The organism is Pseudarthrobacter sulfonivorans (assembly GCF_024391045.1).
Classification (GTDB): Bacteria; Actinomycetota; Actinomycetes; order Actinomycetales; family Micrococcaceae; genus Arthrobacter; species Arthrobacter sulfonivorans_B.
Map to the genome: position 1 here is coordinate 24,951 of NZ_JANFCZ010000004.1, position 25,118 is coordinate 50,068.

A 25,118-nucleotide genomic window follows, 5' to 3' on the forward strand; every position below is an offset into this window, starting at 1 on the left:
CCTCGGCCGCCGGCTTTTGTGATTAAGACCGGTTTGCCAAATGAAAGCACCATGACTGACGATCTTGCCGCTGACGCCGCGCCCCCTGCTCCTTCCTCTCCCCGTCCCGGGAAGAGGTTCCTGCTGTCGCTTTTTGCAGGCTTCGCCGTCTTCGCCTATGCCTTTGACCAGCTAACGAAAATGTGGGTGACCACCTCCATGGTGGAGGGGGAGCGCATCCCCGTGTTGCCGCCACTCCTGCACTGGTACTTCATCCGGAATTCCGGTGCCGCATTTTCCATCGGCGAGAACGTGACGTGGATCTTCTCCCTCATCATGGCGGGCGTGTCCATCGCCATCCTGTTCCAGGTGCGTAAACTCGGCTCGAAGTGGTGGGCGCTGGCCCTCGGTCTTCTGCTGGGCGGTGCCTTGGGCAACCTGACCGACCGGCTCTTCCGGGAACCTTCGTTCGGCATGGGGCACGTGGTGGACTTCATTCAACTGCCCAACTTCGCGATCTTCAACATCGCCGATTCGGCGGTGGTCTCGGCGGTGTCCATCATTTGTATCCTGACGTTGCGGGGGATTTCACTGGACGGCTCGCGGCATGTCCCGGCGGCCAAAGAGACGTCCGACGATGCCTGAGCGGGTGGTGGTGGCCGAGGAATTCGGCGGAACCCGTGCCGACGCGGGGCTCGCGGGCCTGATGGGGATTTCCCGTTCCATGGCGGCGATGCTCATTGCCGAAGGCAACGTGCTCAGCCGCGGTAAGAAGCTGGGAAAGTCCGCGCGCCTCGTGGCCGGGGACGTCCTTGACGTGACGGTGCCTGAACGACGGGACCCGCTGGAAGTGGTGGAGGAAGTTGTGGAAGGCCTGAAAATCCTGCTTGACGACGACGATTTTGTTGTGGTGGACAAGCCGGTCGGGGTCGCCGCGCATCCGTCGCCCGGTTGGGTGGGACCCACCGTGGTGGGCGGTCTCGCCGGAGCCGGCTACCGTATCTCCACCTCCGGGGCCGCCGAACGGGTGGGCATCGTCCACCGGCTCGACGTCGGCACCTCTGGGGTGATGGTGGTGGCCAAGACGGAACGGGCGTACACGGCGCTGAAGCGGGCTTTCAAGGAACGCACCGTGGACAAGGTGTACCACGCAGTGGTCCAGGGACTCCCGGACCCGCTGGAAGGCACCATCGACGCACCGATCGGCCGCCACCCGGGACACGACTGGCGCTTCGCGGTGATTGAGGACGGCCGCCCCTCCGTAACGCACTATGAGGTGCTTGAAGCGTTCGGCAAGGCAACACTGGTGGAAGTTCACTTGGAAACAGGCCGCACCCATCAGATCCGGGTGCATTTTTCGGCCCTCCGCCACCCGTGCGCCGGCGACCTGACCTATGGCGCCGATCCCCGGCTTGCCGCGACGCTGGGCCTGACCCGGCAGTGGCTGCATGCGCGCCAACTCGGCTTTGACCACCCGGTCACGGGTGAGCGCGTGACAGTCACCAGCGAATACCCCCAGGACCTGGCCTACGCTTTGGAAGTCCTGGCGTCGGGCGAGGCCTAGCAGCCGGCCGCCAGCGCTTAGAATGGTCCGGTGACTTCCAGCAATGCCTCGTTCGTCCATCTTCACAACCACACCGAATACTCCATGTTGGACGGCGCCGCCCGTCTGGGGGAGCTCTTCGATGAGACCGAACGCCTCGGCATGCCGGCCCTCGCCACCACCGACCACGGCTACCTGTTTGGCGCCTTCGATTTCTGGAAGCGGGCCACGGACCAAGGCATCAAACCGATCATCGGTGTCGAAGCCTATGTGACCCCCGGCACGGCCCGCACTGATAAGAGCCGTGTGCGCTGGGGCGAGGAGAACCAGCGCAAGGACGACATTTCCGGCGGTGGTTCCTACACCCACATGACACTGCTGAGCTACAACAACGCCGGCATGAGGAACCTCTTCCGGGCCTCGTCCATCGCGTCGCTGGACGCTGTCTTCGGCAAGTGGCCGCGCTTGGACCGTGAGCTGCTGAACACGTACTCGGAAGGCCTGATTGCGACCACCGGCTGCCCTTCCGGTGAGGTCCAGACCCGGCTGCGGCTCGGCCAGTACCGGGAGGCCGTCGAAGCTGCGGCGGAGTTCCGCGACATCTTCGGCGCGGAAAACTACTTCTGCGAACTGATGGACCATGGCCTGGACATCGAACGCAGGGTCACCGGCGACCTGCTGCGGCTCGCCGAGGACCTGAACCTGCCCCTGGTGGCCACCAACGACCTGCACTACACCCACGAGCACGACGCCAAGGCCCATGAGGCCCTGCTGGCCATCCAGTCCGGTTCCACCCTGCTGGAGCCCACGTACGACAATGGCGGCTCCCGCTTCGCGTTCTCCGGCAGCGGCTACTACCTCAAGTCGCCGCAGGAGATGCGGGAGCTGTTCCGGGACCATCCGGACGCGTGCGACAATACGCTGCTGATCGCAGAACGCTGCGAAGTCTCGTTCAATACCGGCGCCAACTACATGCCGCGGTTTCCCTGCCCGCCGGGCGAGGACGAAACCTCGTGGCTTGTCAAGGAAGTAGCCAAGGGCCTGGAGTACAGGTATCCGGGCGGGGTGCCGGACAAGGTCCGCACCCAGGCTGACTATGAGCTCGAAGTCATTACGTCCATGGGTTTCCCGGGCTACTTCCTGGTGGTGGCCGACTTCATCAACTGGGCGAAGAACAACGGCATCCGTGTTGGTCCGGGCCGTGGCTCGGGTGCGGGTTCAATGGTTGCCTATGCGATGCGTATCACCGACCTTGATCCGCTGCACCACGGCCTGATTTTCGAGCGCTTCCTCAACCCGGACCGCGTTTCCATGCCTGACTTCGACGTCGACTTCGATGATCGCCGCCGGTCCGAGGTGATCGACTACGTCACCCGCAAGTACGGTGACGAGCGTGTGGCCATGATCGTCACGTACGGCACCATCAAGACCAAGCAGGCACTCAAGGACTCCTCCCGTGTGCTGGGCTACCCGTTCAGCATGGGCGAGCAGCTCACCAAGGCGCTGCCGCCCGCCGTCATGGCCAAGGACATTCCGCTGGCGGACATCCAAAACAAGGACTCCAAGCGGTACAGCGAGGCGGGGGATTTCCGCCAGCTGATCAGCACCGACCCCGAAGCGGCGAAGGTCTTCGAGACGGCGCTGGGCATCGAGGGGCTGAAGCGCCAGTGGGGTGTCCACGCCGCAGGCGTCATCATGTCCTCGGACCCCATCATCGACGTCATCCCCATCATGCGCCGCATCCAGGACGGCCAGGTGATCACGCAGTTCGATTACCCCACCTGCGAAGGCCTGGGGCTGATCAAGATGGACTTCCTGGGACTGCGGAACCTGACGATCATCTCCGACGCCCTGGAGAACATCAAGCTCAACCGCGGGCACGACCTTGACCTGGACGGCCTCGCCCTGGACGACCCTGCCTCGTACGAGCTGATGGCCCGCGGCGACACGCTGGGCGTCTTCCAGCTCGACGGCGGCCCCATGCGCGGCCTCCTGAAACTGATGAAGCCCGACAACTTCGAAGACATCTCCGCTGTCCTGGCGCTCTACCGGCCCGGTCCCATGGGCGCCAACGCCCACACGGATTATGCGCTGCGAAAGAACGGGATCCAGGAGGTCATTCCGATCCATCCGGAGCTGAAGGAACCCCTTGCGGAAATTCTCGGCGGGACGTATGGCCTGATCGTTTACCAGGAGCAGGTGATGGCCGTGGCGCAGAAGCTCGCCGGCTACTCCCTGGGCCAGGCAGACATCCTCCGCCGTGCCATGGGCAAAAAGAAGAAATCCGAGCTGGACAAGCAGTTCGCCGGCTTCTCCCAGGGCATGCAGGACAACGGCTATTCCATGGAAGCCGTGAAGACCCTCTGGGACATCCTGCTTCCCTTCTCCGACTACGCCTTCAACAAGGCGCATTCGGCGGCCTACGGCGTGATCTCCTACTGGACCGCCTACCTGAAGGCGCACTATGCGCCGGAGTACATGGCGGCCCTGCTGACCTCGGTGGGCGACGACAAGGACAAATCGGCGATTTACCTCAACGAATGCCGGCGTATGGGAATCACCGTGCTGCCCCCGGACGTCAACGAGTCCGCACTGAACTTCACCCCTGTGGGGAACGACATCCGCTTCGGCATGGGCGCCATCCGCAACGTGGGCGTCAACGCCGTCGAAGCCATGGTGGCTGCGCGCGAAACCGAAGGTGCCTACACGTCCTTCAAGGACTACCTGGTCAAGGTTCCTGCAGTGGTGTGCAACAAGCGCACCATTGAATCGCTGATCAAGGCCGGCGCTTTCGACTCGCTCAACCACCACCGGCGCGCGCTGGCGATGATCCACGAAGAGGCCATCGACTCCGTCATCACGCTCAAACGCAACGAGGCGATCGGCCAGTTCGACCTCTTCGCCGGCTTCGAAGAGGCCGAATCGGAGGCGTCGCTGAGCATCGAGATTCCTGACCTGCCCGAGTGGGAGAAAAAGGACAAGCTGTCCTTCGAACGGGACATGCTGGGACTGTACGTCTCAGATCATCCGCTGCAGGGACTCGAAGGGCTCCTCAGCCAGCACGCTGACCAGAGCATCACCTCGATCATTGCCGACGACGGGCCCCACGACGGCGCCATCGTCACTATCTCCGGCATGATCACCTCACTGAGCCGCCGGATCGCCAAAGCGAGCGGCAACGCCTACGCACGCGCAGAGATCGAAGACCTCGGCGGCTCTATGGAGGTGATGTTCTTCGGCCAGGTCTACGGGCCGATCGCATCGGTGCTGGCCGAGGACCTGATTGTGGTGGTGAAGGGGCGCCTGCAGCGGCGCGACGACGGTGCGGTGACACTGAACTGCATGGAGCTGAGCGTCCCGGACCTCAGCGAGGGAACAAACGGTCCGCTGCAGATCTCGATGCCCACCCACAAGGCCACCGAGGCCGTGGTCACCGAGCTCGGCGACGTCCTGCGGAACCACCGGGGGAATTCCGAAGTGCGGCTGCACCTGCAGGGTGACACCCGGACCGAAGTCATGGCGCTGCCGGTCCACCTCAGGGTCAACCCGAGCCCCTCGCTGTTCGGGGACCTCAAAGTGCTCCTGGGGCCCACCTGCCTGGACTACTGAGGGCGGCAGGTGGCGGCCCGGGGCTAGATTTCGTAGTCGAGCGGGACGGGTTGGCCGTAACTGCCTGAGTGGTACAGGAGCGGCGAACCGTCGGCGCCCACGGCGCCCTCCACCACTTCGACCACCACCACGGCGTTGTTCTCGAAGGAGAGCCGCATCTGGATCTTACCAATCAGCCAGCCTGCGACGTCTTTGAGGATGGGGACATCATGCGGTCCCATTTCCCAGTGATCGCCGCCGAAACGGTCCTTGGTCCGGGCGAACCTGTCGGCCAGGGCCTGGTTCTCCAGGCCCAGCATGTGGACGCCGAGATGGGTGGCATTGGCCACGGCCGGCCAGGAGCTGGAGCTGCGGGCCATGTTGAAGGTGAACCTCGGCGGCTGGGCTGAGAGCGAAGCGACGGAGGTGGCCGTGAAACCGTATGGCTCACCCTGGTAGTTCACCGTGATGATCGCGACGCCGGCCGCGTGGCGCCGGAACATCTCTTTGAACGTGCCCTCAAACGGCGCTGCATCTGACATCTAAGACTGCTCCCTACAAATCATGCTGAAATGGACCCTCCCATAAGCGTATTGCTCCGCCCGGGCACAGCGGAATCGGCTGACCACCCACGTCATGCGGCCGCACGCAGCTACGTTTGTTAAGGTTTGTTTCATGAAAAAACACTTCAGCCACCCTTCCGGCCGGCTGCCCTGGAGATGGTTCGCTGCGGCGGCCGCCGGCGGAGTCCCGGTGGGGCTGCTGTGGTGGCTGCTTGCTCCCGGCGGGCTGAACCTCATCACCCGCAATCCCGCCCTGGGCGACGGAACCAATCCGGCGGTCTGGCTGCCGCGGGACCTGACCCTTGGTGGCCTCCTGGTTTTCGCCGGGTGCCTGGTGGCCGTATTCGTTGCGGATAAGCACGGCCGTGCCGCGCAGCCGGCCTTCCTGCTGAGCCTGGCCGGCGGCCTCGCGGGCGCCGTCATTGCGTGGCAGACCGGCCTGTTGTCCGGCCGGTTGTGGGGACCGGCAGTGGATCCGGCGTTCAATGCCAGTGTGGCTTTTTCCCTCCGCTCACTGTCCGTCCTTCTCCTGTGGCCGGCCGCTACCGCCGTGTCGGTGTTTGCCCTGAGCCTGCTGAACCTGCTCAGGAAGGGGCGCGACGCCGGGAGCGAACCGGACACGGGGAGCTCACCTGTCGCCGGGGGTACGGTGCGGGGCGCGTAAAATGAACCGGTGACCATTTCTCCTGAATCTCCAGCAGCCGCGCCAACCGCAACCGTCAACTTCCGGACAGTCGACCTGCGGGGCCGGGGACTGACCCTGGCCGGCCTGCGCGCCGCCGTGCCCCGCGCCACGCAGCACACCGTGGCGGACGCGGAAGAAAAGGTCCTGCACATCATCGACGCGGTTCGGCAGCAGGGATTCTCTGCCCTCAGCGATTTTGCCCGGCGGTTCGACGGGGTTGACCAGGTTCATCCACGGGTTCCGGCCGACTCGCTGGCGAAGGCCCTGTCGGACCTGGACCCGGCCGTGCGCAGCGCGCTGGAAGAATCCATCAGCCGGGCCCGGCGGTTCGCTGACGGGCAGCGGCCGCGCAATGTCGACGTCGAACTTGGCGACGGCGCCCTGGTGAGCCAGAACTGGGTGCCGGTCTCACGTGTGGGCCTGTATGTTCCCGGCGGCCTGGCGGTTTACCCGTCCTCGGTCATCATGAACGTGGTCCCCGCGCTGGCTGCGGGCGTGGAATCCATCGCCCTGGCATCGCCTCCGCAGAAAGACTTCGACGGGCTCCCGCACCCCACCATTCTTGCCGCGGCCGCCCTGCTCGGCATCAGCGAGGTCTACGCCATCGGCGGCGCGCAGGCCATTGCGGCGTTCGCCTACGGTGTGGACGCCTCCGACGCCGGCCCGGCCCTTGAGCCCGTTGATGTGGTCACGGGGCCCGGCAACATTTTTGTGGCCACGGCGAAACGGCTCGTCAAGGGCGTGGTGGGCATCGACTCCGAGGCCGGGACCACGGAGATCGCCATTCTTGCCGATTCGTCAGCACGTCCGGACCTGGTGGCCGCCGACCTGATCAGCCAGGCCGAACACGACCCCCGGGCGGCCTCGGTACTCATCACCGATTCGGAGGATCTTGCGGCCGCGGTCCGCAGCGAACTGGACCGGCAGGCGGCCGCCACCAAGCACTCCGCCAGGGTCTGCGAGGCACTGTCAGGGCCCCAGTCCGGCGTCGTCCTTGTGGAGGACCTCGACCAAGGCGTGGCAGCGTGCGACGCGTATGCCGCCGAGCACCTCGAAATCATGACCGCCGACGCCGCCGCGGTGGCCGCCAGAATCCGGAACGCGGGCGCCATCTTCGTGGGGGACTACAGCCCCGTCAGCCTGGGGGACTACTGTGCCGGCTCCAACCACGTGCTGCCTACCAGCGGTACGGCGGCGTTCTCGTCCGGCCTGAACGTCACCACGTTCCTCCGCGCCATCCAGGTGGTCAATTACAGCCGGGACGCACTCCGGGAAGTCAGTGCCCACATCGTCAGCCTTTCCGGTGCTGAGGACCTGCCGGCCCACGGTGAGGCAGTCACGGCACGTTTCGCGGGCCACGCCTAGATCCGGACCTGCCCGGGCGGCCAACCACCATATGTAGTCCTATGTGACACAACATATGGTGGTCTGCGGCCTGCAGTGGCGTAAGATGCAGTGGTAGGCCGCAGGCTGAGATAGAGGGAGGCGCCACCATGTATTGTCCGTTCTGCCGTAACCCGGACTCCCGCGTCGTGGACAGCCGCATGGCGGATGACGGCTCGGCCATCCGCCGCCGCCGTCAGTGCCCCGAGTGCGGCCGCAGGTTCACCACCGTGGAGACCACCAGCCTTTCGGTGATCAAGCGCTCCGGCGTCGGAGAACCATTCAGCCGCAGCAAAGTCATCAACGGTGTCCGCAAAGCATGCCAGGGCCGGCCCGTCAGCGAAGATGACCTCGCGCTCCTTGCCCAGGAAGTGGAGGAGCAAATCCGCGCCTCCGGAGCAGCGGAGATCGAGGCGCACGAAGTGGGCCTGGTGATCCTGGGCCCGCTGCAGAAGCTTGACCAGGTGGCATACCTGCGCTTCGCCAGCGTGTACCAGGCCTTCGAATCCCTGGAAGACTTCGAGACTGCCATTGCCCTGCTTCGCCACGAGTCGGTGGAAGAAACCGGCGGTCCGGCCGCGAAGGGCGGCAGAAGCTCCGAGAAGAGCCCGCTGTAGGACCCGGCGCCGCGGTCAGCGCCGGGTCAGCAGCGGCTACTTGGTGAGCTTGTGCTTGACGGCAATTTCGACGGCGGCGCCCACAATGCCTGCCTCGTTCTTCAACTCAGCGGGGACGATGGGGGTGCGGAGCTTCAGGTTGGGCAGGTATTCGTCTGCGCGCTTGGAGATGCCACCGCCCACAATGAACAGCTCGGGGGAGAACAGGAACTCGACATGGGAGAAATAGCGCTGCAGCAGCACGCTGTATTGGTCCCAGGTCAGGCCGTCCCGCTCGCGGGCCACCGCTGAAGCTTTCGTCTCAGCGTCGAAGCCGTCGATTTCCAGGTGGCCCAGTTCGGCATTGGGCACCAGGTTGCCGTTGAAGATAAAGGCCGACCCGATTCCGGTGCCCAGGGTGATGACCAGGACGGTGCCGTCAACCCCGGCGCCGGCACCGTACCGCGCTTCAGCCAGCCCGGCGGCGTCGGCGTCGTTGATGACCTCCACCGGCCGGCCCAGACGGTGCGTGAGCAGGGCATCGATGTCCGTGTTGAGCCAGCTCTTGTCAACGTTCGCCGCGGAATGAACCACTCCGTGCTGGATGATGCCGGGAAACGTGACCCCCACCGGCGAATCGGCGGCCGGAGCCTCCGGGCGGCCGGACAGCTCCGCCACCACCTGTGCCACCACGTCCGCCACGGCCTCGGGGGTGGCCGGCTGGGGAGTGGCAACGCGGAACCGTTCACCCAGCAGCTTGCCCTTCTTCAGGTCGACGATGCCGCCCTTGATCCCGGTACCGCCGATGTCGATGCCGATCAGCGGGGATTTCTTGTGCGACTTCTCGTCCTTCTTGGCCAATGTTGTTCCGTTCGTGGCAGGTCGGGCGGGCAGGCCGGGCGGCTGACCCGGGGTCAAGGAAAATTAGGGGAGCGTCAGGATTTCGGCGCCGGAGTCAGTCACCAGCAGCGTGTGCTCAAACTGGGCCGTCCTCTTATGGTCGCGGGTGACAACTGTCCAGTCGTCTTCCCACATGTCCCACTCCACGGTGCCGAGGGTCAGCATGGGTTCGATCGTAAACACCATTCCCGGTTCGATCACGGTGCTGTAGGCAGGAGCGGCATCATAGTGCGGGATGATGAGGCCCGTGTGGAACGCTTCACCCACGCCGTGGCCGGTGAAGTCCCGCACCACGCCATAACTGAAGCGCTTCGCGTAGGACTGGATGGCACGGCCGATCACGTTGATCTCGCGGCCCGGAGCCACCGCCTTGATGGCCCGGTTGAGCGACTCCCGGGTGCGTTCCACCAGGAGGCGTGATTCCTCGTCGACATCCCCGACCAGGAACGTGTAGTTGGTATCGCCGTGCACGCCGTTAATGAAGGCCGTGATGTCGATGTTGATGATGTCGCCGTCCTGGACCACCGTGCTGTCCGGGATGCCGTGGCAGATGACTTCGTTCAGCGATGAGCACAGGGACTTGGGAAACCCCCGGTAGCCCAGGGTGGACGGGTAGGCGTTGTGGTCCAACAGGAACTCGTGTCCCACCTTGTCCAGCTGGTCTGTGGTGACTCCCGGCCGGATATGCTTCCCCACCTCCACGATGGCCTGGGCAGCGATCCTGCCGGCGATCCGGATCTTCTCGACAGTTTCAGCCGACTTGACCTCGGAGCCGGTGAACTTGGCCGGGCCGGGCTTGCCCACATACTCCGGCCGCGGTATGGACGCAGGAACCGGGAGCTGCGGGCTGACGGTTCCCCTGGTCAGGGTCCCGGTAGGTGCAGTGGTGGTGAGGGAAGGCATACATTGATCATATAAGGCGCTGCAGAACGCAAGTAATGGAAGTCCCAACCTGTCCGCATCGGCTGTTAAGTTACGCGGATCACAGCGGGGCATTCTTCAAGCCGGAACGAGGAGCATCGATGACTGAGTACTGGTACAACGTGAACACCCACGAAGTGGAAGAGGACGCGCTCTCTGACTGGAGCCAGCTGATCGGCCCGTATAAGACACGTGAAGAGGCGGAGCACGCGCTGGAGAAGGTCCGTGCCCGCAACGAAGCCTGGGATAAGGGCGAAGAGGACTGAACGGAAGGGCCGCGCACCGGGGTGCGCGGCCACTTTCTGATCCGCTGGCATTCCCCAATGCGGTCTCCGTCTGCGAGAGTTACTACAATATGTCGGTGCAACGGACCGGCTGGTACCGCAAGGAGGCACAACATGGCTGAGATAAAGCCCGAATACGCAGGTCAGTGGCGATTCGACCCGGCACACACGCGCATCGGCTTTTCTACCCGGCATGCCATGGTCACCAAAGTCCGCGGCGCTTTTAATGACTTCGAGGGCACCATCACCGTCAACCCGGATGCCCCCGAACGCTCAGCCGTGCAGTTGGCCATCAAGGTCGCGAGCATCGATACCCGCAACGCGGACCGCGATCAGCACCTGCGGACCAACGACTTCTTTGACGCTCCCAACTTCCCGGAGATCACGTTCGCGAGCGACCGCGTTGACCAGGTGGACGAGGGACACTTCATCGTCAGCGGCAGCGTGACCATTCGGGGCGTCACACGGGAAATCTCGATTCCGATCGACTTTGTCGGCGTCGAACGGGACCCGATGGGCAACCTCCGGGCCGGTTTCGAAGGATCCCGCCGCATCAACCGCCAGGATTTTGGCCTTAAATGGAACACCACGCTGGACTCCGGCGGAGTCCTGGTGTCGGACAAGATCACCCTGGAATTCGAGGTCTCCGCCATCAAGGTCGACGACGCCGCTTCCAGGCAAGGGGGATAAGGCTCCGGCCTGGAGGGCGCCGCAGGCTAGAACGAGTGCTCAGCGCCCGGGAACTGGCCTGACCGGACGTCCTCGCCATAGGCTTTGGCAGCGTCGCTAAGAGTGGTGCGGAGATCGGCGTACTGCTTCACGAACTTCGCCATCCGGCCACCCCTGAGCCCCGCCATGTCCTGCCACACCAGAACCTGTCCAGTGGTCGCATTGCCGGCGCCGATGCCCACCGTTGGCACGTCAACGGCAGCGTCGACGGCTGCGGCGGTCTCCGCGGGGACCATTTCCATCAGGACACTGAACGCACCCGCTTCAGCCAGCGCGACGGCGTCGTCAATCAGGCGCCGGGAGTCGTCGCCGCGCCCCTGGACCCGGTAGCCGCCCAGGGCATGTTCGCTTTGCGGGGTGAACCCGATATGGGCCATGACCGGGACGCCGGCCTGCACCATGGCCCGGACGGTTTCCGCGTAGTACTTGCCGCCCTCGATTTTGACGGCGTGCGCCAGCCCCTCCTTGAGGAACCGGACGCCCGTGGCAACAGCCTGCTGGGGGGAGACCTCATAGCTGCCGAAGGGCAGGTCCGCCACCACCATGGCGCGCTTGGCCGAACGGGCCACTGCGCGGCAGAGCGGGAGGAGTTCATCCACGGTCACCGGCAGGCTGGTCTCGTTGCCGAAAACATTATTGGAGGCGGAGTCTCCCACCAGGAGTACGTCAATGCCGGCCTGGTCGAAGATCTCGGCGCTGTACTGCTCGTAGGCGGTCAGCATGGCGAACCTGGTGCCGTCCCGCTTGGCCTGCTGCAGGTGGTGGACGCGGACTTTGGCTGGAGGTTTCGCAGCAGCCGCGGACGACGGCGCTTCCTCCCGTGCGGGGCCGTTTCCGTAAGGTGCGGGTACTTCAGCGGACACGCTCGGGTCCGGATTATTGGAGGTCGCCATGCCAAGAGCGTAGTGCGGCACGGACGGTCCTAGCCACCCGGCCGCCGCCCCGTGTGCTGTGATACGCGTCATAGCCTATCGGCGGACAGGGCGACGCAGCGCAGGGTGATTCTGCCGCAGGGGACACGATCTCACCCGGTTGCCATGTTAACCCTGTGTTACGCGGGGCCGCGGCTCCCGCATCGGGGTGGATTGCTTAGTAAAGTGATGGTGAACTGCTGCCGGCTGCCGCTTCCGCGGACCCGGAGCGTGAACGTTGACCGGAGAAGAGGCCATCATGGACCGCCAGCAAGAGTTTGTCCTGCGCACTATCGAGGAGCGCGACGTACGGTTCGTGCGCCTGTGGTTCACCGACGTCGTGGGATCACTCAAGTCAGTGGCCCTGGCGCCGGCCGAGGTGGAAGGCGCCTTCGAGGAAGGGCTGGGTTTTGACGGTTCCTCCATTGAGGGACTGGCCCGCGTCTTCGAGTCCGACATGCTGTTGCAGCCCGACCCGGCAACCTTCCAGATCCTGCCGTGGCGCGGCGAGACGGAACAGACCTCGCGCATGTTCTGCGACATCCTCACCCCCGACGGCGAGCCCTCCACCGCCGACCCGCGCAACGTGCTTAAGCGCACCCTGGCCAAAGCCGCGGACATGGGCTTCACCTGCTACACCCATCCGGAGATCGAGTTCTACCTGCTCAAGTCCCAGGAACCCGGCCCTGACGGCGCGCCCGTGCCGGTGGACGAGGGCGGCTACTTCGACCACGTTCCGGGCGGCGTGGCCCAGGACTTCCGCCGCACCGCGGTGACCATGCTGGAGTCGGTGGGCATCTCGGTGGAGTTCAGCCACCACGAGGGCGGCCCGGGACAGAACGAGATCGACCTCCGCTACGCCGATGCGCTCCAGACCGCTGACAACATCATGACGTTCCGGACGGTCATCAAGGAGGTGGCCCTGCAGCAGGGTACGTATGCAACCTTCATGCCCAAGCCTTTTACGGCGCACCCGGGTTCCGGCATGCACACCCACTTCTCGCTGTTCGAAGGCGACGCCAACGCGTTCTACGAGGCCGGCGCAGAGTTCCAGCTGTCTAAATCGGCGCGCCAGTTCATCGCCGGCATCCTGAAGCATGCCCCCGAGTTCACGGCGGTGACCAACCAATTCGTTAACTCGTACAAGCGCCTGTGGGGCGGCGGTGAAGCACCCAGCTACCTGAGCTGGGGCCACAACAACCGGTCGGCACTGGTCCGCGTACCGCTGTACAAGCCGGGAAAGGGCCAGTCAGCCCGGATCGAATACCGCGGCATCGACTCCGCAGCCAATCCCTACCTCGCCTACGCGGTCCTGCTGGGCGCGGGCCTGAAGGGCATCGAAGAAGGGTACGAGCTCCCCGCAGCAGCAGAGGACGACGTCTGGTCGCTGAGCTCGGCTGAGCGGCGCGCCATGGGGCATGATCCGCTGCCGGCCAGCCTCCACGACGCCATCCGGTCCATGGAGGATTCGGAACTGATGCCGCAGATTCTGGGCGAACAGGTCTTCGAACACTTCCTGCGCAACAAGCGGGCTGAGTGGCAGGACTACCGGCTGCAGGTGACGCCCTACGAACTGCAGCGCAATCTCGGCATCCTCTAGGCGGCAGCGGTGAGCCTCGCCCGCCGCCTCATCTCGGCCGGCTTCAGCGACTTGGAGAAGGGCGAGAGGTTTCTGGCTGCCCCCGAACTGGAAGGCCTGGACCAGGAGAGGATTTTCGCGGGACTGCAGATGGCCGCGAACCCCGACATCGCGCTGCAGTCCCTGGTCCGCCTGATCGAGAAGCATCCGGCCCTCAGGGAGCTGGCTGCCGCCGACCCGGAAACCAGCGAACCGCTGTACCGCGTCCTGGGCGCCTCGGAGGCCCTGGGTGAGTTCCTGATCCGGCATCCGGAACACCTGGTGGCCTTTGATGTCACTGCCAGCCCGGAACCGCTGCAGGCGGATCCGGAGCAGCTTCGGGCCACCCTGCTCTCCTCCGTCCGGGCTGACTCGAAGTCCTCCAGGCCGCTGGCCGGGATCACCGGCTCCGAAGCCTATGCCGCGTTGCGGACGGCATACCGCCGCGGGGTGGTGGACCTGGCCATCAAGGACCTGTGCGCGGCGGACCCGCTGGACTTCATGCCCGCCGTCGGCGCTGAACTTGCCGATCTGGCAGGAGCTGCCATCGAGGCTGCCCTGGCCGTTTCCCGGGCGGAAGCCGCAGACAAGTTCAGTGCCGTGGAAGTTGCCGGCGTCGGCCTCGCCGTCATCGGCATGGGCAAATGCGGAGCGCGGGAGCTGAACTACATTTCCGACGTCGATGTCATCTATGTGATCGACGCCGGGGACCTGGACGATGCCCGGGCCAGCACCATCGGCACAGCGTTGGCCGCCGGGATCTCTCGAGCGATTTCCTCGGTGGCGCGGGAGCCGGGTCTGTGGGAAGTGGACGCCAACCTCCGGCCGGAGGGGAAGTCCGGGCCACTGGTGCGGACCCTCGCCTCCCACGAGAGCTACTATGCGCGCTGGGCGGAGAGCTGGGAGTTCCAGGCCCTGCTGAAGGCCCGCACCATCGCGGGGGACAGGGAGCTCGGGGAACGCTACGAAGACGCGGTGGCTCCGCTCATCTGGACTTCCGCGGGGCGGGAGGGCTTCGTCGAATCAGTGCAGGCGATGCGGCGTCGGGTTACCGAACACATTCCCGCCGCCGAGGAGCAGCGCCAGATCAAGCTGGGCCGGGGCGGCCTGCGCGACGTCGAATTCACCGTCCAGCTCCTCCAGTTGGTGCACGGCAAATCCGACGAGTCACTGCGTCGCAGGGACACCACCTCCGCCATTGCGGCGCTCTCAGCCGGAGGCTACATTGGCCGGTCCGACGCCGCTGCCTTCGACCGGGCCTACCGCTATCTCCGGCTCCTGGAGCACCGGATCCAGCTGTTCCAACTCCGCCGGACGCACCTCATGCCCGTCAGCGAAACGGCCCTGCGCGCACTCGCCAAAGCAGTGCTTGGCCCGTCTTCCACGGACCGCCCGCATTCGGACGCGCTGCTCGCGCAGTGGCAGAAAACCAAGCGGTCCGTCCGGGAGCTGCATGAACGCATCTTCTACCGCCCGCTCCTTAACACGGCCGCCAAGCTCAGCACCGAAGACGCCAAGCTGACGCCGGAGGCAGCCCAGGGCCGGCTGGCCGCCCTCGGTTACCTTGACCCGAAGGGCGCGATGCGGCACATCGAGGCACTGACCGCGGGTGTCAGCCGGCGGGCCGCCCTGCAACGCCAGCTGTTGCCGATCCTGCTGGACTGGCTCGCCGAAGGGGTTGATCCGGACGCCGGGCTCCTGGCGTTCCGGCGGGTCAGCGAAGCGCTCGGAACCACCCACTGGTATCTGGGCATGCTCCGTGACTCCACGGCCGCCGCGGAGCGGCTGTGCCACGTCCTTTCCAACTCACGCCTGATTGCGGACCTGCTGGAAGTGTCGCCGGAGTCCGTGGCCTGGCTGGGCAACGACAAGGACCTCGCGCCGCTGGCTTTTGAAGCCCAGTGGCAGGAGATTACGGCCAAGATGTCGCGCCATTCAGACCCCGAAAATGCCATGCGCCTGATCCGGCTGATCCGTCGCCGCGAGATCCTGCGGATCGCCATCGCCGATTCTGCGGGCCTACTGAACCAGGACGAGGTGGGCGCAGCCCTGGCGGACACGGACCGGGCGGCCGTGCTGGGCGCCCTGCGGGTGGCCGAAGGGATTGTATCTGCGAAGGGTCCCCTGAAGACCGCCATGCTCATCGTTGCCATGGGCCGGCAGGGCGGACGCGAAATCGGGTACGGCTCGGACGCCGATGTGATGTACGTCCACCGGGCCCTCCCCGGCTACACGGACGAGGAAGCCCAGGAACAGGCCGCCCGGATCGTTTCCAAGGTCTCCAGCCTCCTGACGCAGCCGCTGAAACCCGCGATTATGGCCGAGCGGGTCCTGCAGATGGATGCGGACCTCCGTCCAGAGGGCAAGAACGGCGCCATGGTGCGTTCGCTGGATTCCTTCGCCGAGTATTACCGCCGTTGGTCCTTGGTCTGGGAAGCGCAGGCACTGCTGCGGGCACGCCCGATGGCCGGCGACGACGCCCTGGCGGCCGATTTCGTGGCCCTCATCGATCCGATCAGGTACCCGGAAGAGATCTCGGAGCACGACGTCCGCGAGGTGCGCAGGGTCAAGGCCCGCGTGGAGGCGGAGCGGCTGCCCCGCGGGGCGGACCCGGCACGCCACCTGAAACTGGGGCGCGGGGGACTGAGCGACGTCGAATGGCTGGTTCAGCTCCTCCAGCTCCAGCACGCGGGCCAGCACGCTGAACTGCGGACGACCTCCACCGTGGCGGCCCTGGACGCGGCGGCGTCCCTGGGGCTGCTCTACGTGGCTGACGCGAAACTCCTGGCGGACTCATGGCGCCTGGCGAGCCGGATCCGGTCCGCCAACGTCATCTGGAGCGGCAGGGCCTCGGACCTCCTGCCGTCCTCACGCCGTGACCTGGAAGCCGTTGCCCGCTGGTGCGGCTACGAACCTGGCCACGCTGCAGCGCTGGAGGAAGATTACCTGCGCCTTAGCCGGCGGGCCCGTGCGGTCTTTGAGCGGGTTTTCTACGGTCATTAACGGGTAACGGGGCCCTCCCGCAGGCGCGCACGTGATCACAGCCGCCAAATGCGGGTAACCTCTAGGGGTCAGTTTTGCCGGCCCAAGGACCGGTCGCCGCACTTTACCTAGGGGTTGTTAGAACTTGTCCAGACTCCAGCAGACCGGGGCCGTCCGGCCACGGCGGGCCACAGTCATCGGAGCGTTGCTGGCCTTTGCCGCGATGCTCTTCGGTGCCGTTGGCGCCGCCGCGGCTCCGACGGACGCACCGGCAGTCACCGCCGGATCAGCGCATCCGGCCGCCGCGCCGTCGAGCCTTTCCGGTAAGACCTTCGTCATTGGGACGGATACCACGTTCGCTCCGTTCGAGTTCCGCGACGCCGGGGGTGAACTGACGGGCATCGACATGGACATCATCCGGGAGATCGCCAAGAAGCAGGGATTCGCCGTCGAAATCAAGTCGCTCGGCTTCAACGCGGCCCTCCAGGCACTGTCCTCCAACCAGGTGGACGGCGTGATCGCCGGCATGTCCATCACGGAGCCCCGCAAACAGATCTACGATTTTTCCGACCCGTACTTCGAGTCGGGCGTCCAGATGGCAGTGGCCAAGGCCAACTCGGACATCAAGAGTTACAGCGACCTGAAGGGCAAGACGGTCACGGCCAAGACCGGCAGTGAGGGCGAGACGTTCGCCAAGTCGATCGCCGACCAATACGGCTTCACGGTCAAGTCCCTGGACCAGTCGGCCACGATGTACGAGTTCGTAAAGTCCGGAAACGCCGTCGCTGTCTTCGACGACTACCCGGTGCTGGCGTACGGCATCAGCCAGAACAACGGCCTCAAGGCCGTGACCGACAAGGAAAAGGGCGGCTCCTACGGCTTCGCGGTCAACAAAGGCAAGAACCCGGAATTGCTGCAGGCGTTCAACACCGGTCTGGGTGAGCTGAAGTCCAGCGGCAAGTACCAGGAAATCCTGGATAAGTACCTGAAAGACCCCACTCAGGCCACCCCTTCCAGCTTCTGGGACCTGCTGGTCAACAGCTTCCCCGCCCTCATGAAGGGCCTTGGCAACACCGTGCTGGTGACGGCGATTTCCTTCGCGATCGCCATGCTGATCGGTCTTTTCATGGGCTTCCTGAAGATCTCCACCAGCGTGCTGCTCCGTGGCATCGCCACGACCTTCGTCAGCGTCTTCCGCGGGACCCCGCTGCTGGTGTGGGCCTTCTTCTTCTACTTCGGCATCCCGCAGCTGACGGGCCAGCCGATCGACATCTGGGTGGCGGGTGTGCTGACCCTGAGCCTTAACTCCGGTGCCTACATCACCGAAATTGTCCGCGGATCCATCCAGTCCGTGGATCCGGGCCAGCTCGAAGCCAGCCGCAGCCTGGGCCTCGGCTACGCCAAGTCCATGCAGAAGGTGGTTGTTCCGCAGGCCTTCAAAATCATGACGCCGTCCCTGATCAACCAGCTGATCATCATGCTCAAGGACAGCTCACTGCTGCTCGCCATCGGCTTCGCCGAACTCCTCTACCAGGGCCAGCAGATCTACGCAGGCAACTTCCGGATCACCGAAACGCTGCTGATCGTGGCCGTTCTGTACTTCGTGGTGATCATGCTCCTGACCAAACTGGCCAACGTTGCAGATAAGAGGTTCAACAAATGAGCACAGCAGTCAGTGCCGCCAGCAAGATCTCGGTCCGGGACCTCAAGAAGTCCTTCGGGGCACATGAGGTCCTCAAGGGCATCAGTGCCGAAGTAGCGGAGGGTGAGGTGGTTTGTGTTATCGGCCCCTCCGGCTCGGGCAAGTCCACGTTCCTGCGCTGCCTGAACAAGCTCGAGGACATTACCGCCGGTCACGTCACCGTCGATGGTTTTGACGTGTCAGACCCCAAAGTGGACATCAACGAGGTCCGCCGCCACATCGGCATGGTGTTCCAGCACTTCAACCTGTTCCCGCACATGTCGGTGATTGAGAACATTATGCTGGCGCCGGTGGAATCGAAGAAACAGAGTAAGGACGAGGCCCGGGCCAGCGCCCTGAAACTGCTGGAACGCGTCGGCCTGGCCGCGAAGGCCGATGCCCGCCCGGCGTCGCTCTCCGGCGGCCAGAAGCAGCGCGTCGCCATAGCCCGGGCGCTGGCCATGAACCCGGACATCATGCTCTTCGATGAAGCCACCTCCGCGCTCGACCCCGAGATGGTGGGCGAGGTGCTGCAGGTCATTAAAGACCTGGCCGGCGAAGGTATGACCATGGTCCTCGTGACACACGAAATGGGCTTTGCCCGGGAGGTCGCCGACCGGGTGCTCTTCATGGCGGACGGCGTCATCTGCGAGCAGGGAAACCCCGAGCAGCTGTTCGGAAACCCGCAACAGCAGCGCACCCAGGACTTCCTGTCCAAGGTCCTGTGATCCGGGCCGGCAACGCCGGGCCGGGTGTTGTGGTGGCTGACAACGTGTGGCTGTTGCCGCTGAAGGACCTCGACGGCGACGCCCGCGCCGTCAAGCTCGGTGAGATCGCCGGACTTGAAGTCAGTGCCGAGCACCGGATGTTCGTCGGCGACCCGCTACGGATGGCACTCACGGGTCTGGCGGAAGACGGCCGGTATCCGTACGTCATTGACTCCGACGGCACCGCCGTGGGTGTCCTGACCCTGCAGGCGGGCGCTGCGACGCTCGCCGGGTGGCCCGACGACCACACGGCCTGGCTGCTGCGCGGGTTTGCCATCGACCGTCACCGCCAGGGCAGGGGACTGGGCCGGATCGCTGCTGCCAAGGCGGTGGTGGCCGCGGCGAAACTGACGGCCGCGCACGGAAGACGGGAGGCCGGCGTCGTACTTTCGGTCAACGAGGCCAACCCGGCGGGGCTTGCCGCCTACCGGCATGCCGGATTCGTGGACCACGGACAGTACCTCGGCGGCACTTCCGGGCCGCAGCGGATCATGTACAGCCGCTTCACCAGCTGATTCTGCCGGACACGGGCGTCACGGCGGTTGCCTCGGGGCGCACATTGACACATCATGTGGGTGGCGGTGTTCTTCAGTCCTTGTTGGGGGGAAGGCTTGAAAAGTCTTCGTCCGGGGGAGCACATGTCAGGGGGCTGGCTCTTGGTCTCAGCACGTCTGGAGCCGGCCCCCACCTTGCGCCGGGGGCCAGGAGTCCTGCGCGAGGGGCGGGCAGCCGTTGTTTATGCCGGCGGCTGGGAGCCGTCCGGTGCGGCAACGACGGCGAGCGAACCCTGGTTGACCGTGTTGGCCGTGGCGGACGGGACTACCACGCCAAAATCGTAGCCCTCGGCCCGCAGCGCGTCGATGGTGGCGGCCAGGTACGTCCACTGGGTCGCGGGGCAGGACAGGACGTCCTCAGCGTCGTGGAGCAGGATGATCGCGCCGGGGGCCGCTTCCGCCATGACGTACTGCTGGACGCCGGCCGCACCCGGGCACTCAAAGTCGCCGGGGTTGCCGACGTCCCAGTGCCAAAGAACCCCGCCGCTCATGCCGAGGCTCGTGAGGTAATCCGTCGCGTACGGGGTGCTGTTGCCGAACGGGAAGCGCATGAGTGTGGGCGTCTCGCCGGTGATGGCCTTAATGGCATCGTTGGTGAGGTCGATCTGCTGCTTCTGCTGCGCCTGGGTTATATCCGGGAAGTTGGCGTGGTCCCATGAGTGGTTCCCGATCACATGGCCCTCGGCCGCGATCCGTTGCACGAGGTCGGGGTTTTGCTGTGCGTGGGAACCCTCGAGGAAGAAGGTGGCCTTAACACCCTACCTTCCGGCCCGCTGCCGGGCGGAAGGAAAGTTCCATTCGAGTCCCGTGAGGTCAACCGTCGATCGGTATGCCCATCCAGTGAAAATCTGGGGCGGAAGGTCCCACAATTCGAAGGCAAGAAACCGAGACAGCTGGTACGGATCGGGATTTCACGGCCCGGCTTGGGCCCTGAACGCTTCGTCTAAAAAGCCTTGAATCACCTGAAGCTTTTGACTGTCTTCGTCCCGGCGGCCTGGCATTTGAGGGTCCTGGCCGACAAGCGTTGCCTGTAAGTCTGACTTAGCTTCAAACCGGCTGATCGCGAAGGTGTCTCCCTTTTGAACCGGCATTCCAGAACCGCGGTCTTCGGAGTTCCGATGGAGGTGTAAGGGTGGGCTCGCCGACGTTGTTGAGTCTGCCGAGGGCACTGACCTTGTCGGGGGCCGGCGCCCAAACATCTGAGGTGGTTCGTAGGTCCAACTCGACATTTAAAATTCTTCGTCCGCGGAAGAAGCGAGTTTCTCGGTATACAGGGACGCTACTCCTGACCATAGAGATGCTCCGGTTCCTACCGGGCATATAACTTGGTAAATTTCGTCCCTGAGTTCCCCTGCAGTGAGTGACCCGAGTCGCTCATGGGGAAACGAAGCCACGCGCTCCCGCAGCTCTTCCGCCGACACCCCGGCGAGTTGTCGGCGGACGTCGGCAGGGCCTCCCTCTGCCAGTTGCGGATGCAAGTGCAGATAGCCATAAGCCCGTTCCTCCATTCGCCTGCCACGGCCTCGGCTGGAACGGCAGATTATCACTGCTGCAATTCCCGTCCACACCACACCGGCCCACTCCTGGACGTAGTCGGTGGCATAGCCTTGCGGCTAGCTGCGGCTCCGCCGGCGCTTCTCGATGCGTTCCACGCGCCCACTTAACCACGAAAGCGCCCGCCCACCGAAGTGGACGGCGCTCCCTAAAGAAGACCCCTATGTGGGCCGAGCGAGGCTCCGCACGAGTCCACCCCATTCGATCCTCTGGGGTTTGGGGGAGAGCAGAGGATCGGAGCCAGCCTATCGGAAGAGGCCCACGTTCACTTGACGGGGGTCAGTGTCGAGGGTGTCGGGTTAGGTGCTGGGGCCGTGCTGGTTGGCGCTTCCGGCGGGGCAGGAGAGTCGTGGCATCCCACCAGCAGAAGACTGACCATGAGCGCGAGACCAAGTTTCTTCATGTCACAAACCTATGCCACTCGCACCAGCAAGGCACCCGGCTCCAAGGATCGGCGTTGTAGTCGTAACCCTCAGCGAACCCGAGCGCATTCTCCGCATGCTGCATCGAGTACCCGCGGGGAGATGCGGCGGTGTTGAAGCGTGCGACCTGCGAACCCATCAGCACGCCGCACCACCTAGGCCTGCAGTTTTTTGTGCACCTATCGAGAGGGGAAACATTGGACGGGAGGTTCGCGGGCGCAGGCGCCGCTTGAGCGGCCGCTTTCGACTCAGCGGGCGAGAGCTTCGCCAAAATGCCTGCAAGGGCCACACAGCCTGCCACCACAAGGGCACCGGGGGATATCCGCCGTCGACAAGGCCTGCCAGATAGCGGCGCCACGGTCACCAAGGCCCTCAGGTTCATCCGTGGCACAGCTCCAAGTATTCGATGTGATGAGATTTGAGGGTGAACCACAACAACACGCGACGCGAACGATGGGTTGCACTTCTGGCGGCACTAACGTTCATCTTCGGATTTGGCGTCGTGGTCGGAAACATCGGATTCCGGGTTGACGCCGGAGCCCTTGGGAACGTCTACGGCGTAAGACCGCACCAGTGGGGAGTCTTGCTGTCCGGATTCTTCGGCTCCGTGGCCGGCGGAGCCGTGGCTGTCTGGGTCCTAAGAAGGACCATCGAACATCAAGAAGCTAACCATCAACTTCAGCTAGGGCAGGCTGCAGACCTCCATGCGAAGCAACTAAGACAGGCCCAAGACCTCCACTCCGATCAGCTATCGGCTCATCAAACAGAAGCGACCAGGGAACGGTCACACACCGCTGCTGCGACCCTCATGTCCGGCTTGTGGCTCGTCAACAGGACATCTAAAACGTCCCCGGACGAGATGCGACAGCAGATTGACTCCATAATTCTTGCTGCCCACACCCTCCGGCTTGAACATCAGCATGATGTGCTTGCTCAGGCGCTGATGGCGATGCTTGGCGAGCTTGAGGCCTCCCCCGAGGTGGTCGCTGCAAGTGAACCCGCTCGGAAAAAGTTGCTGCAGATTACGGGAAAGGTTTCCGCGGCAGTTATTGTCTGGTTTCAATCAGACTCCTCTGAGGGCCGGGAACGGGCGCTGATGTCCGTCCGTCAGGCCGAGATCGATATACGGAATTTGGTGGCTGCCAGCGCCTGACGTAGTCCCGGGGGGTATTTTTCGCTATGCCTGGGGTGCGAGAAACCGTGCCCCGAGGAGGGTCCTCCCCCACCCCCGTTTTTTGGGGTCAGGGGATGAGGAAAAGTCTTATCCGGGTTATCCACAGTCACCATAGCCGACTGGTTTTGAGGGGTTTTGCTTTCAGAACGGTCGCGGTTTTGGTGCCGGGCGGTTCCCTTTGGATTGATTGCACTTCCGACAGCACACTTGGAGGTTGTCGAGCGGGTCTTGGCCGTCGTTGGCGTGTGCATAGACGTGGTCGGGCTCTGCGCTCGCTGGTGTCCGGCTCATAAGGTAGTCGAGCTTGACCTTGCAGTAGGGGCAGCGCTCGATGCCTTGGGCTTGGCGAGATGGAGTGCGCGCTTCCGGACTTTCTTCCATTGGGAGGTGCCGGTGCGTGATGTGGCCGGTAGACTCACCTGCCATGGGACTGAAGGAGTTACTTTGATGAGCAGCGACTCTAGGCTGATGAAGGATTACCATGAGGCAAACGCCCTCCGTGAAGCATGGGCGGCGGCCGGCAACAATCCATGCGATCACCCAGACTTCACGGCAGAGGTCCTCTTCGCCAGTCGAACCGGTGACGAATTCTGCACGACGTGCGGGTTTAACCGCCGCAAGTAGATCCAACACTCTCCTGCATGGAGACCGCAGGCCTGTACCGGGCAGGTTCCCAAAGTGCGGTCCAAGACAATCCCTCGTTCCCTATGGACGGCCGCCGTTCGCGATGGTTAGTCGGCGTGCCCCTGGCCGTTCAGCCTAGCTTCCTACCCGTACCCACTGGAAGTAGGAGGAGAGCAATACAACGAGTGCCCCTAGGAAGAGGAGCCCGAGTCCGAGACGTTCTGCGAATGATTCCTTGCGTGTCGGTTCGGCCTTGGCCTCAAGAATTTCCACTCTGAGAAGGATCTCTGCTTCTTCCCACTGCGGCGTTTCGGGCAGGACTTGGTCGCCTCGTTGCAGGAAGGATTGCTCTTGAATGGCATCCCTGCGTTTTAGGAACATCACATTGCGTAGGCCAGGGCCTACGAAGCAGAGGATTGCTCCGACGATAACAAACGCAGCCCCGGCCAGGTTGAAGTTAGCGAGGACTTGCTCTTGGGCGTTGGCCCAATACTCGGCCTGTTCTGGTGTCATAAGTGCACTTCATTTCCCCGTCGGCGGCGCCAGCCCCAGGGCTGCACCGTGCCCGCCCCACGACGAGGGTAGCAGAGCTCCTCAGGGCGCGGTTTTCCTGACACAGTGAAGCCCCGGAGTGGGAGGCTCCGGGGCTTCGTAAGGTTGCGGGTGCAGCTGTTCGCTGTGACTCCAGTGTATTGAGTTTCAGAGAAGGTTACATCCGTGTCATTTGCCGCGCTGTCTGCGTAGCCGGCGCCACCCACCTGGGCTCCACCTGTCGCCGAAGTGGTGGGCGAGCCCACCTCCTCCGGGTCTCGTTAATCGCGAAGGTTGGGGCTCGCGGGACTCTGCGATGCAGTCCCCGCATGCTCCTTCCTCATCGTGCTTGAAGCTAGTCGGCATGATTACTTTCACCTTCGCGCCGCACATGGCTGCGCGGTAGTCGCCTGTATCTTCGATGAAGTACGGCTCACGAAGTCTGAGTTCGCTAGCGACGGGCCTGACCGCGTGAATGATTCCAGGATCCTCGGGTACCTGCGGGCTCCTGGCGCCCGCTGACCGGTCCAAGGGATAGGCCCATCGTGTGATCCCTGCTTTGTAGGTGGAGTGTGGGCGCACGGCGCCCAAGGCGGGCGAGTAGCGGCCCTATGTCGCGACAACGGAACAGGTGTGGCCCTCCACGACGCGATGCCGGACGGGTTACAGCCTGCGGTGCTGCTGGCGTTCGCCGGGTTGCGTGTTGCTGAGGCCGTGGCGCTCTGGCCGTCTGACGTGGATTTCGGGCGCGGAATTGTGGCGCCAGCTGTTCAATGTCCGGGTGTGGAGCTCAAGACCAAGGAATCCATGACGCCCACCCTGATCCCGCAGGACCTCAGCTTTGAGCTCTCGGTGAATCACAAAGTGGGGGAGCGCGCTCGTGACCAACGCCTGGGGCCGGGGGATCTCTCCCCACCGGCTGGAACACTATTTCCGTGAAGCGCGGGCCACGGTCAAGGATTTTCCCTAAGGATTCCGGTTCCATGACCTCAGGCACTATTTCGCTTCGCTGCTCATGCCCAGGGCCTTGACGTGAAAGTTGCAGAAGAGCCTCAGGCACTCTTCAGCTGAGACGACGCTGGACACATACGGGCATATGTGGCCGGAGAAGGAAGACTCAGCGCGAGCG

At 64.2% G+C, this 25,118-nt stretch carries 21 protein-coding genes and 1 pseudogene; 15 read left to right on the forward strand and 7 right to left on the reverse strand.

What is annotated here, in order from left to right:
- Positions 1–51 precede the first annotated feature (51 nt).
- Genes lspA through dnaE form a run of 3 tightly spaced genes read left to right on the forward strand, consistent with a single transcriptional unit; the run spans position 52 to position 5,131 of the window.
- Positions 52–624, forward strand: a complete 573-nt coding sequence (lspA, locus tag NQJ30_RS04020; protein ID WP_255768453.1) for a signal peptidase II — start codon at positions 52–54, stop codon at positions 622–624.
- Positions 617–1,543 (forward strand): RluA family pseudouridine synthase, encoded by a 927-nt coding sequence (locus NQJ30_RS04025; RefSeq protein WP_255768454.1) that lies wholly within the window; start codon positions 617–619, stop codon positions 1,541–1,543. The genes lspA and NQJ30_RS04025 overlap by 8 nt, the downstream gene beginning before the upstream one ends.
- 30 nt (positions 1,544–1,573) lie before the next feature.
- Positions 1,574–5,131 carry a DNA polymerase III subunit alpha gene (gene dnaE, locus NQJ30_RS04030; RefSeq protein ID WP_255768455.1) on the forward strand — a complete coding sequence of 1,186 codons (3,558 nt, stop codon included), beginning with the start codon at positions 1,574–1,576 and terminating at the stop codon, positions 5,129–5,131.
- Positions 5,132–5,154: 23 nt separating this feature from the next.
- On the opposite strand, the gene NQJ30_RS04035 is transcribed toward dnaE, so the two are convergent.
- On the reverse strand, positions 5,155–5,652 hold the full coding sequence (locus tag NQJ30_RS04035) for a flavin reductase family protein (RefSeq protein WP_255768456.1): 498 nt from the start codon (positions 5,650–5,652) through the stop codon (positions 5,155–5,157).
- A gap of 133 nt (positions 5,653–5,785) precedes the next feature.
- Here NQJ30_RS04035 and NQJ30_RS04040 point away from each other — a divergent pair, with 133 nt between their 5' ends.
- The 3 genes from NQJ30_RS04040 to nrdR all read left to right on the forward strand — a co-directional run bounded on the left by NQJ30_RS04040 (position 5,786) and on the right by nrdR (position 8,358).
- Positions 5,786–6,337 carry a hypothetical protein gene (locus tag NQJ30_RS04040; protein WP_255768457.1) on the forward strand — a complete coding sequence of 184 codons (552 nt, stop codon included), beginning with the start codon at positions 5,786–5,788 and terminating at the stop codon, positions 6,335–6,337.
- A gap of 9 nt (positions 6,338–6,346) precedes the next feature.
- Positions 6,347–7,723 carry a histidinol dehydrogenase gene (gene hisD / locus NQJ30_RS04045; RefSeq protein WP_255768458.1) on the forward strand — a complete coding sequence of 459 codons (1,377 nt, stop codon included), beginning with the start codon at positions 6,347–6,349 and terminating at the stop codon, positions 7,721–7,723.
- 128 nt (positions 7,724–7,851) lie between these two features.
- Positions 7,852–8,358 (forward strand): transcriptional regulator NrdR, encoded by a 507-nt coding sequence (gene nrdR / locus NQJ30_RS04050; protein WP_255768459.1) that lies wholly within the window; start codon positions 7,852–7,854, stop codon positions 8,356–8,358.
- Positions 8,359–8,394: 36 nt separating this feature from the next.
- Here nrdR and ppgK read toward each other — a convergent pair whose 3' ends face one another.
- Both ppgK and map read right to left on the reverse strand, forming a co-directional pair.
- Complete coding sequence (gene ppgK, locus NQJ30_RS04055) at positions 8,395–9,198, reverse strand: polyphosphate--glucose phosphotransferase (RefSeq protein WP_255768460.1); 804 nt, start codon at positions 9,196–9,198, stop codon at positions 8,395–8,397.
- 63 nt (positions 9,199–9,261) lie between these two features.
- Positions 9,262–10,140, reverse strand: a complete 879-nt coding sequence (gene map / locus NQJ30_RS04060) for a type I methionyl aminopeptidase (protein ID WP_255768461.1) — start codon at positions 10,138–10,140, stop codon at positions 9,262–9,264.
- A 119-nt stretch (positions 10,141–10,259) separates the two neighbouring features.
- Here map and NQJ30_RS04065 point away from each other — a divergent pair, with 119 nt between their 5' ends.
- Together NQJ30_RS04065 and NQJ30_RS04070 are read left to right on the forward strand one after the other, a co-directional pair.
- Entirely contained in the window at positions 10,260–10,424 is a 165-nt protein-coding gene (locus tag NQJ30_RS04065; RefSeq protein ID WP_255768462.1) for an SPOR domain-containing protein, read from the forward strand.
- Positions 10,425–10,556: 132 nt separating this feature from the next.
- Positions 10,557–11,132, forward strand: a complete 576-nt coding sequence (locus NQJ30_RS04070) for a YceI family protein (protein WP_255768463.1) — start codon at positions 10,557–10,559, stop codon at positions 11,130–11,132.
- Between the two features lie 26 nt (positions 11,133–11,158).
- Here NQJ30_RS04070 and panB read toward each other — a convergent pair whose 3' ends face one another.
- Positions 11,159–12,064, reverse strand: a complete 906-nt coding sequence (gene panB / locus NQJ30_RS04075) for a 3-methyl-2-oxobutanoate hydroxymethyltransferase (RefSeq protein ID WP_255768464.1) — start codon at positions 12,062–12,064, stop codon at positions 11,159–11,161.
- Positions 12,065–12,341: 277 nt separating this feature from the next.
- Between panB and glnA the strand changes: the two genes are divergently transcribed.
- The 5 genes from glnA (at position 12,342) to NQJ30_RS04100 (ending at position 19,645) form a co-directional block, all read left to right on the forward strand.
- Positions 12,342–13,682, forward strand: coding sequence for a type I glutamate--ammonia ligase (gene glnA / locus NQJ30_RS04080; protein WP_255768465.1), 1,341 nt, complete (start codon positions 12,342–12,344; stop codon positions 13,680–13,682).
- 9 nt (positions 13,683–13,691) lie between these two features.
- A complete protein-coding gene (locus NQJ30_RS04085) occupies positions 13,692–16,703 on the forward strand; it encodes a bifunctional [glutamine synthetase] adenylyltransferase/[glutamine synthetase]-adenylyl-L-tyrosine phosphorylase (protein ID WP_255768466.1) in 3,012 nt (1,003 codons plus the stop codon).
- A 202-nt stretch (positions 16,704–16,905) separates the two neighbouring features.
- Positions 16,906–18,345, forward strand: a complete 1,440-nt coding sequence (locus NQJ30_RS04090) for an amino acid ABC transporter substrate-binding protein/permease (protein WP_255768606.1) — start codon at positions 16,906–16,908, stop codon at positions 18,343–18,345.
- Positions 18,342–19,091 (forward strand): amino acid ABC transporter ATP-binding protein, encoded by a 750-nt coding sequence (locus NQJ30_RS04095; protein WP_255768467.1) that lies wholly within the window; start codon positions 18,342–18,344, stop codon positions 19,089–19,091. Before NQJ30_RS04090 ends, NQJ30_RS04095 begins: the two co-directional genes overlap by 4 nt.
- Complete coding sequence (locus tag NQJ30_RS04100) at positions 19,088–19,645, forward strand: GNAT family N-acetyltransferase (RefSeq protein ID WP_255768468.1); 558 nt, start codon at positions 19,088–19,090, stop codon at positions 19,643–19,645. Before NQJ30_RS04095 ends, NQJ30_RS04100 begins: the two co-directional genes overlap by 4 nt.
- A 221-nt stretch (positions 19,646–19,866) precedes the next feature.
- Here the strand turns inward: NQJ30_RS04100 and NQJ30_RS04105 are convergent.
- Positions 19,867–20,430, reverse strand: a pseudogene (locus NQJ30_RS04105) (polysaccharide deacetylase family protein); the annotation flags it as partial.
- A gap of 1,654 nt (positions 20,431–22,084) precedes the next feature.
- Here NQJ30_RS04105 and NQJ30_RS04110 point away from each other — a divergent pair.
- Positions 22,085–22,813: a hypothetical protein gene (locus NQJ30_RS04110; RefSeq protein ID WP_255768469.1), complete on the forward strand. Its 729-nt coding sequence runs from the start codon at positions 22,085–22,087 to the stop codon at positions 22,811–22,813.
- Between the two features lie 162 nt (positions 22,814–22,975).
- Here the strand turns inward: NQJ30_RS04110 and NQJ30_RS19110 are convergent, their stop codons facing one another.
- Both NQJ30_RS19110 and NQJ30_RS04115 read right to left on the reverse strand, forming a co-directional pair.
- Positions 22,976–23,317 carry an HNH endonuclease gene (locus NQJ30_RS19110; RefSeq protein ID WP_374113216.1) on the reverse strand — a complete coding sequence of 114 codons (342 nt, stop codon included), beginning with the start codon at positions 23,315–23,317 and terminating at the stop codon, positions 22,976–22,978.
- 276 nt (positions 23,318–23,593) lie between these two features.
- Positions 23,594–23,971: a hypothetical protein gene (locus tag NQJ30_RS04115; protein WP_255768470.1), complete on the reverse strand. Its 378-nt coding sequence runs from the start codon at positions 23,969–23,971 to the stop codon at positions 23,594–23,596.
- Positions 23,972–24,622: 651 nt separating this feature from the next.
- On the opposite strand from NQJ30_RS04115, the gene NQJ30_RS04120 reads away from it, so the two are divergent.
- A complete protein-coding gene (locus NQJ30_RS04120) occupies positions 24,623–24,928 on the forward strand; it encodes a hypothetical protein (protein WP_255768471.1) in 306 nt (101 codons plus the stop codon).
- The last annotated feature ends 190 nt before the right edge of the window (positions 24,929–25,118 follow it).

Bases quoted from the DNA above. Each gene is read 5' to 3' on its own strand.
- lspA (WP_255768453.1), top strand. From the start codon at position 52: ATGACTGACGATCTTGCCGCTGACGCCGCGCCCCCTGCTCCTTCCTCT.
- NQJ30_RS04025 (WP_255768454.1), top strand. From the start codon at position 617: ATGCCTGAGCGGGTGGTGGTGGCCGAGGAATTCGGCGGAACCCGTGCC.
- NQJ30_RS04035 (WP_255768456.1), bottom strand. From the start codon at position 5,652: ATGTCAGATGCAGCGCCGTTTGAGGGCACGTTCAAAGAGATGTTCCGG.
- NQJ30_RS04040 (WP_255768457.1), top strand. From the start codon at position 5,786: ATGAAAAAACACTTCAGCCACCCTTCCGGCCGGCTGCCCTGGAGATGG.
- nrdR (WP_255768459.1), top strand. From the start codon at position 7,852: ATGTATTGTCCGTTCTGCCGTAACCCGGACTCCCGCGTCGTGGACAGC.
- map (WP_255768461.1), bottom strand. From the start codon at position 10,140: ATGCCTTCCCTCACCACCACTGCACCTACCGGGACCCTGACCAGGGGA.
- NQJ30_RS04065 (WP_255768462.1), top strand. From the start codon at position 10,260: ATGACTGAGTACTGGTACAACGTGAACACCCACGAAGTGGAAGAGGAC.
- NQJ30_RS04070 (WP_255768463.1), top strand. From the start codon at position 10,557: ATGGCTGAGATAAAGCCCGAATACGCAGGTCAGTGGCGATTCGACCCG.
- panB (WP_255768464.1), bottom strand. From the start codon at position 12,064: ATGGCGACCTCCAATAATCCGGACCCGAGCGTGTCCGCTGAAGTACCC.
- glnA (WP_255768465.1), top strand. From the start codon at position 12,342: ATGGACCGCCAGCAAGAGTTTGTCCTGCGCACTATCGAGGAGCGCGAC.
- NQJ30_RS04090 (WP_255768606.1), top strand. From the start codon at position 16,906: ATGCTCTTCGGTGCCGTTGGCGCCGCCGCGGCTCCGACGGACGCACCG.
- NQJ30_RS04095 (WP_255768467.1), top strand. From the start codon at position 18,342: ATGAGCACAGCAGTCAGTGCCGCCAGCAAGATCTCGGTCCGGGACCTC.
- NQJ30_RS19110 (WP_374113216.1), bottom strand. From the start codon at position 23,317: ATGGTAATCCTTCATCAGCCTAGAGTCGCTGCTCATCAAAGTAACTCC.
- NQJ30_RS04115 (WP_255768470.1), bottom strand. From the start codon at position 23,971: ATGACACCAGAACAGGCCGAGTATTGGGCCAACGCCCAAGAGCAAGTC.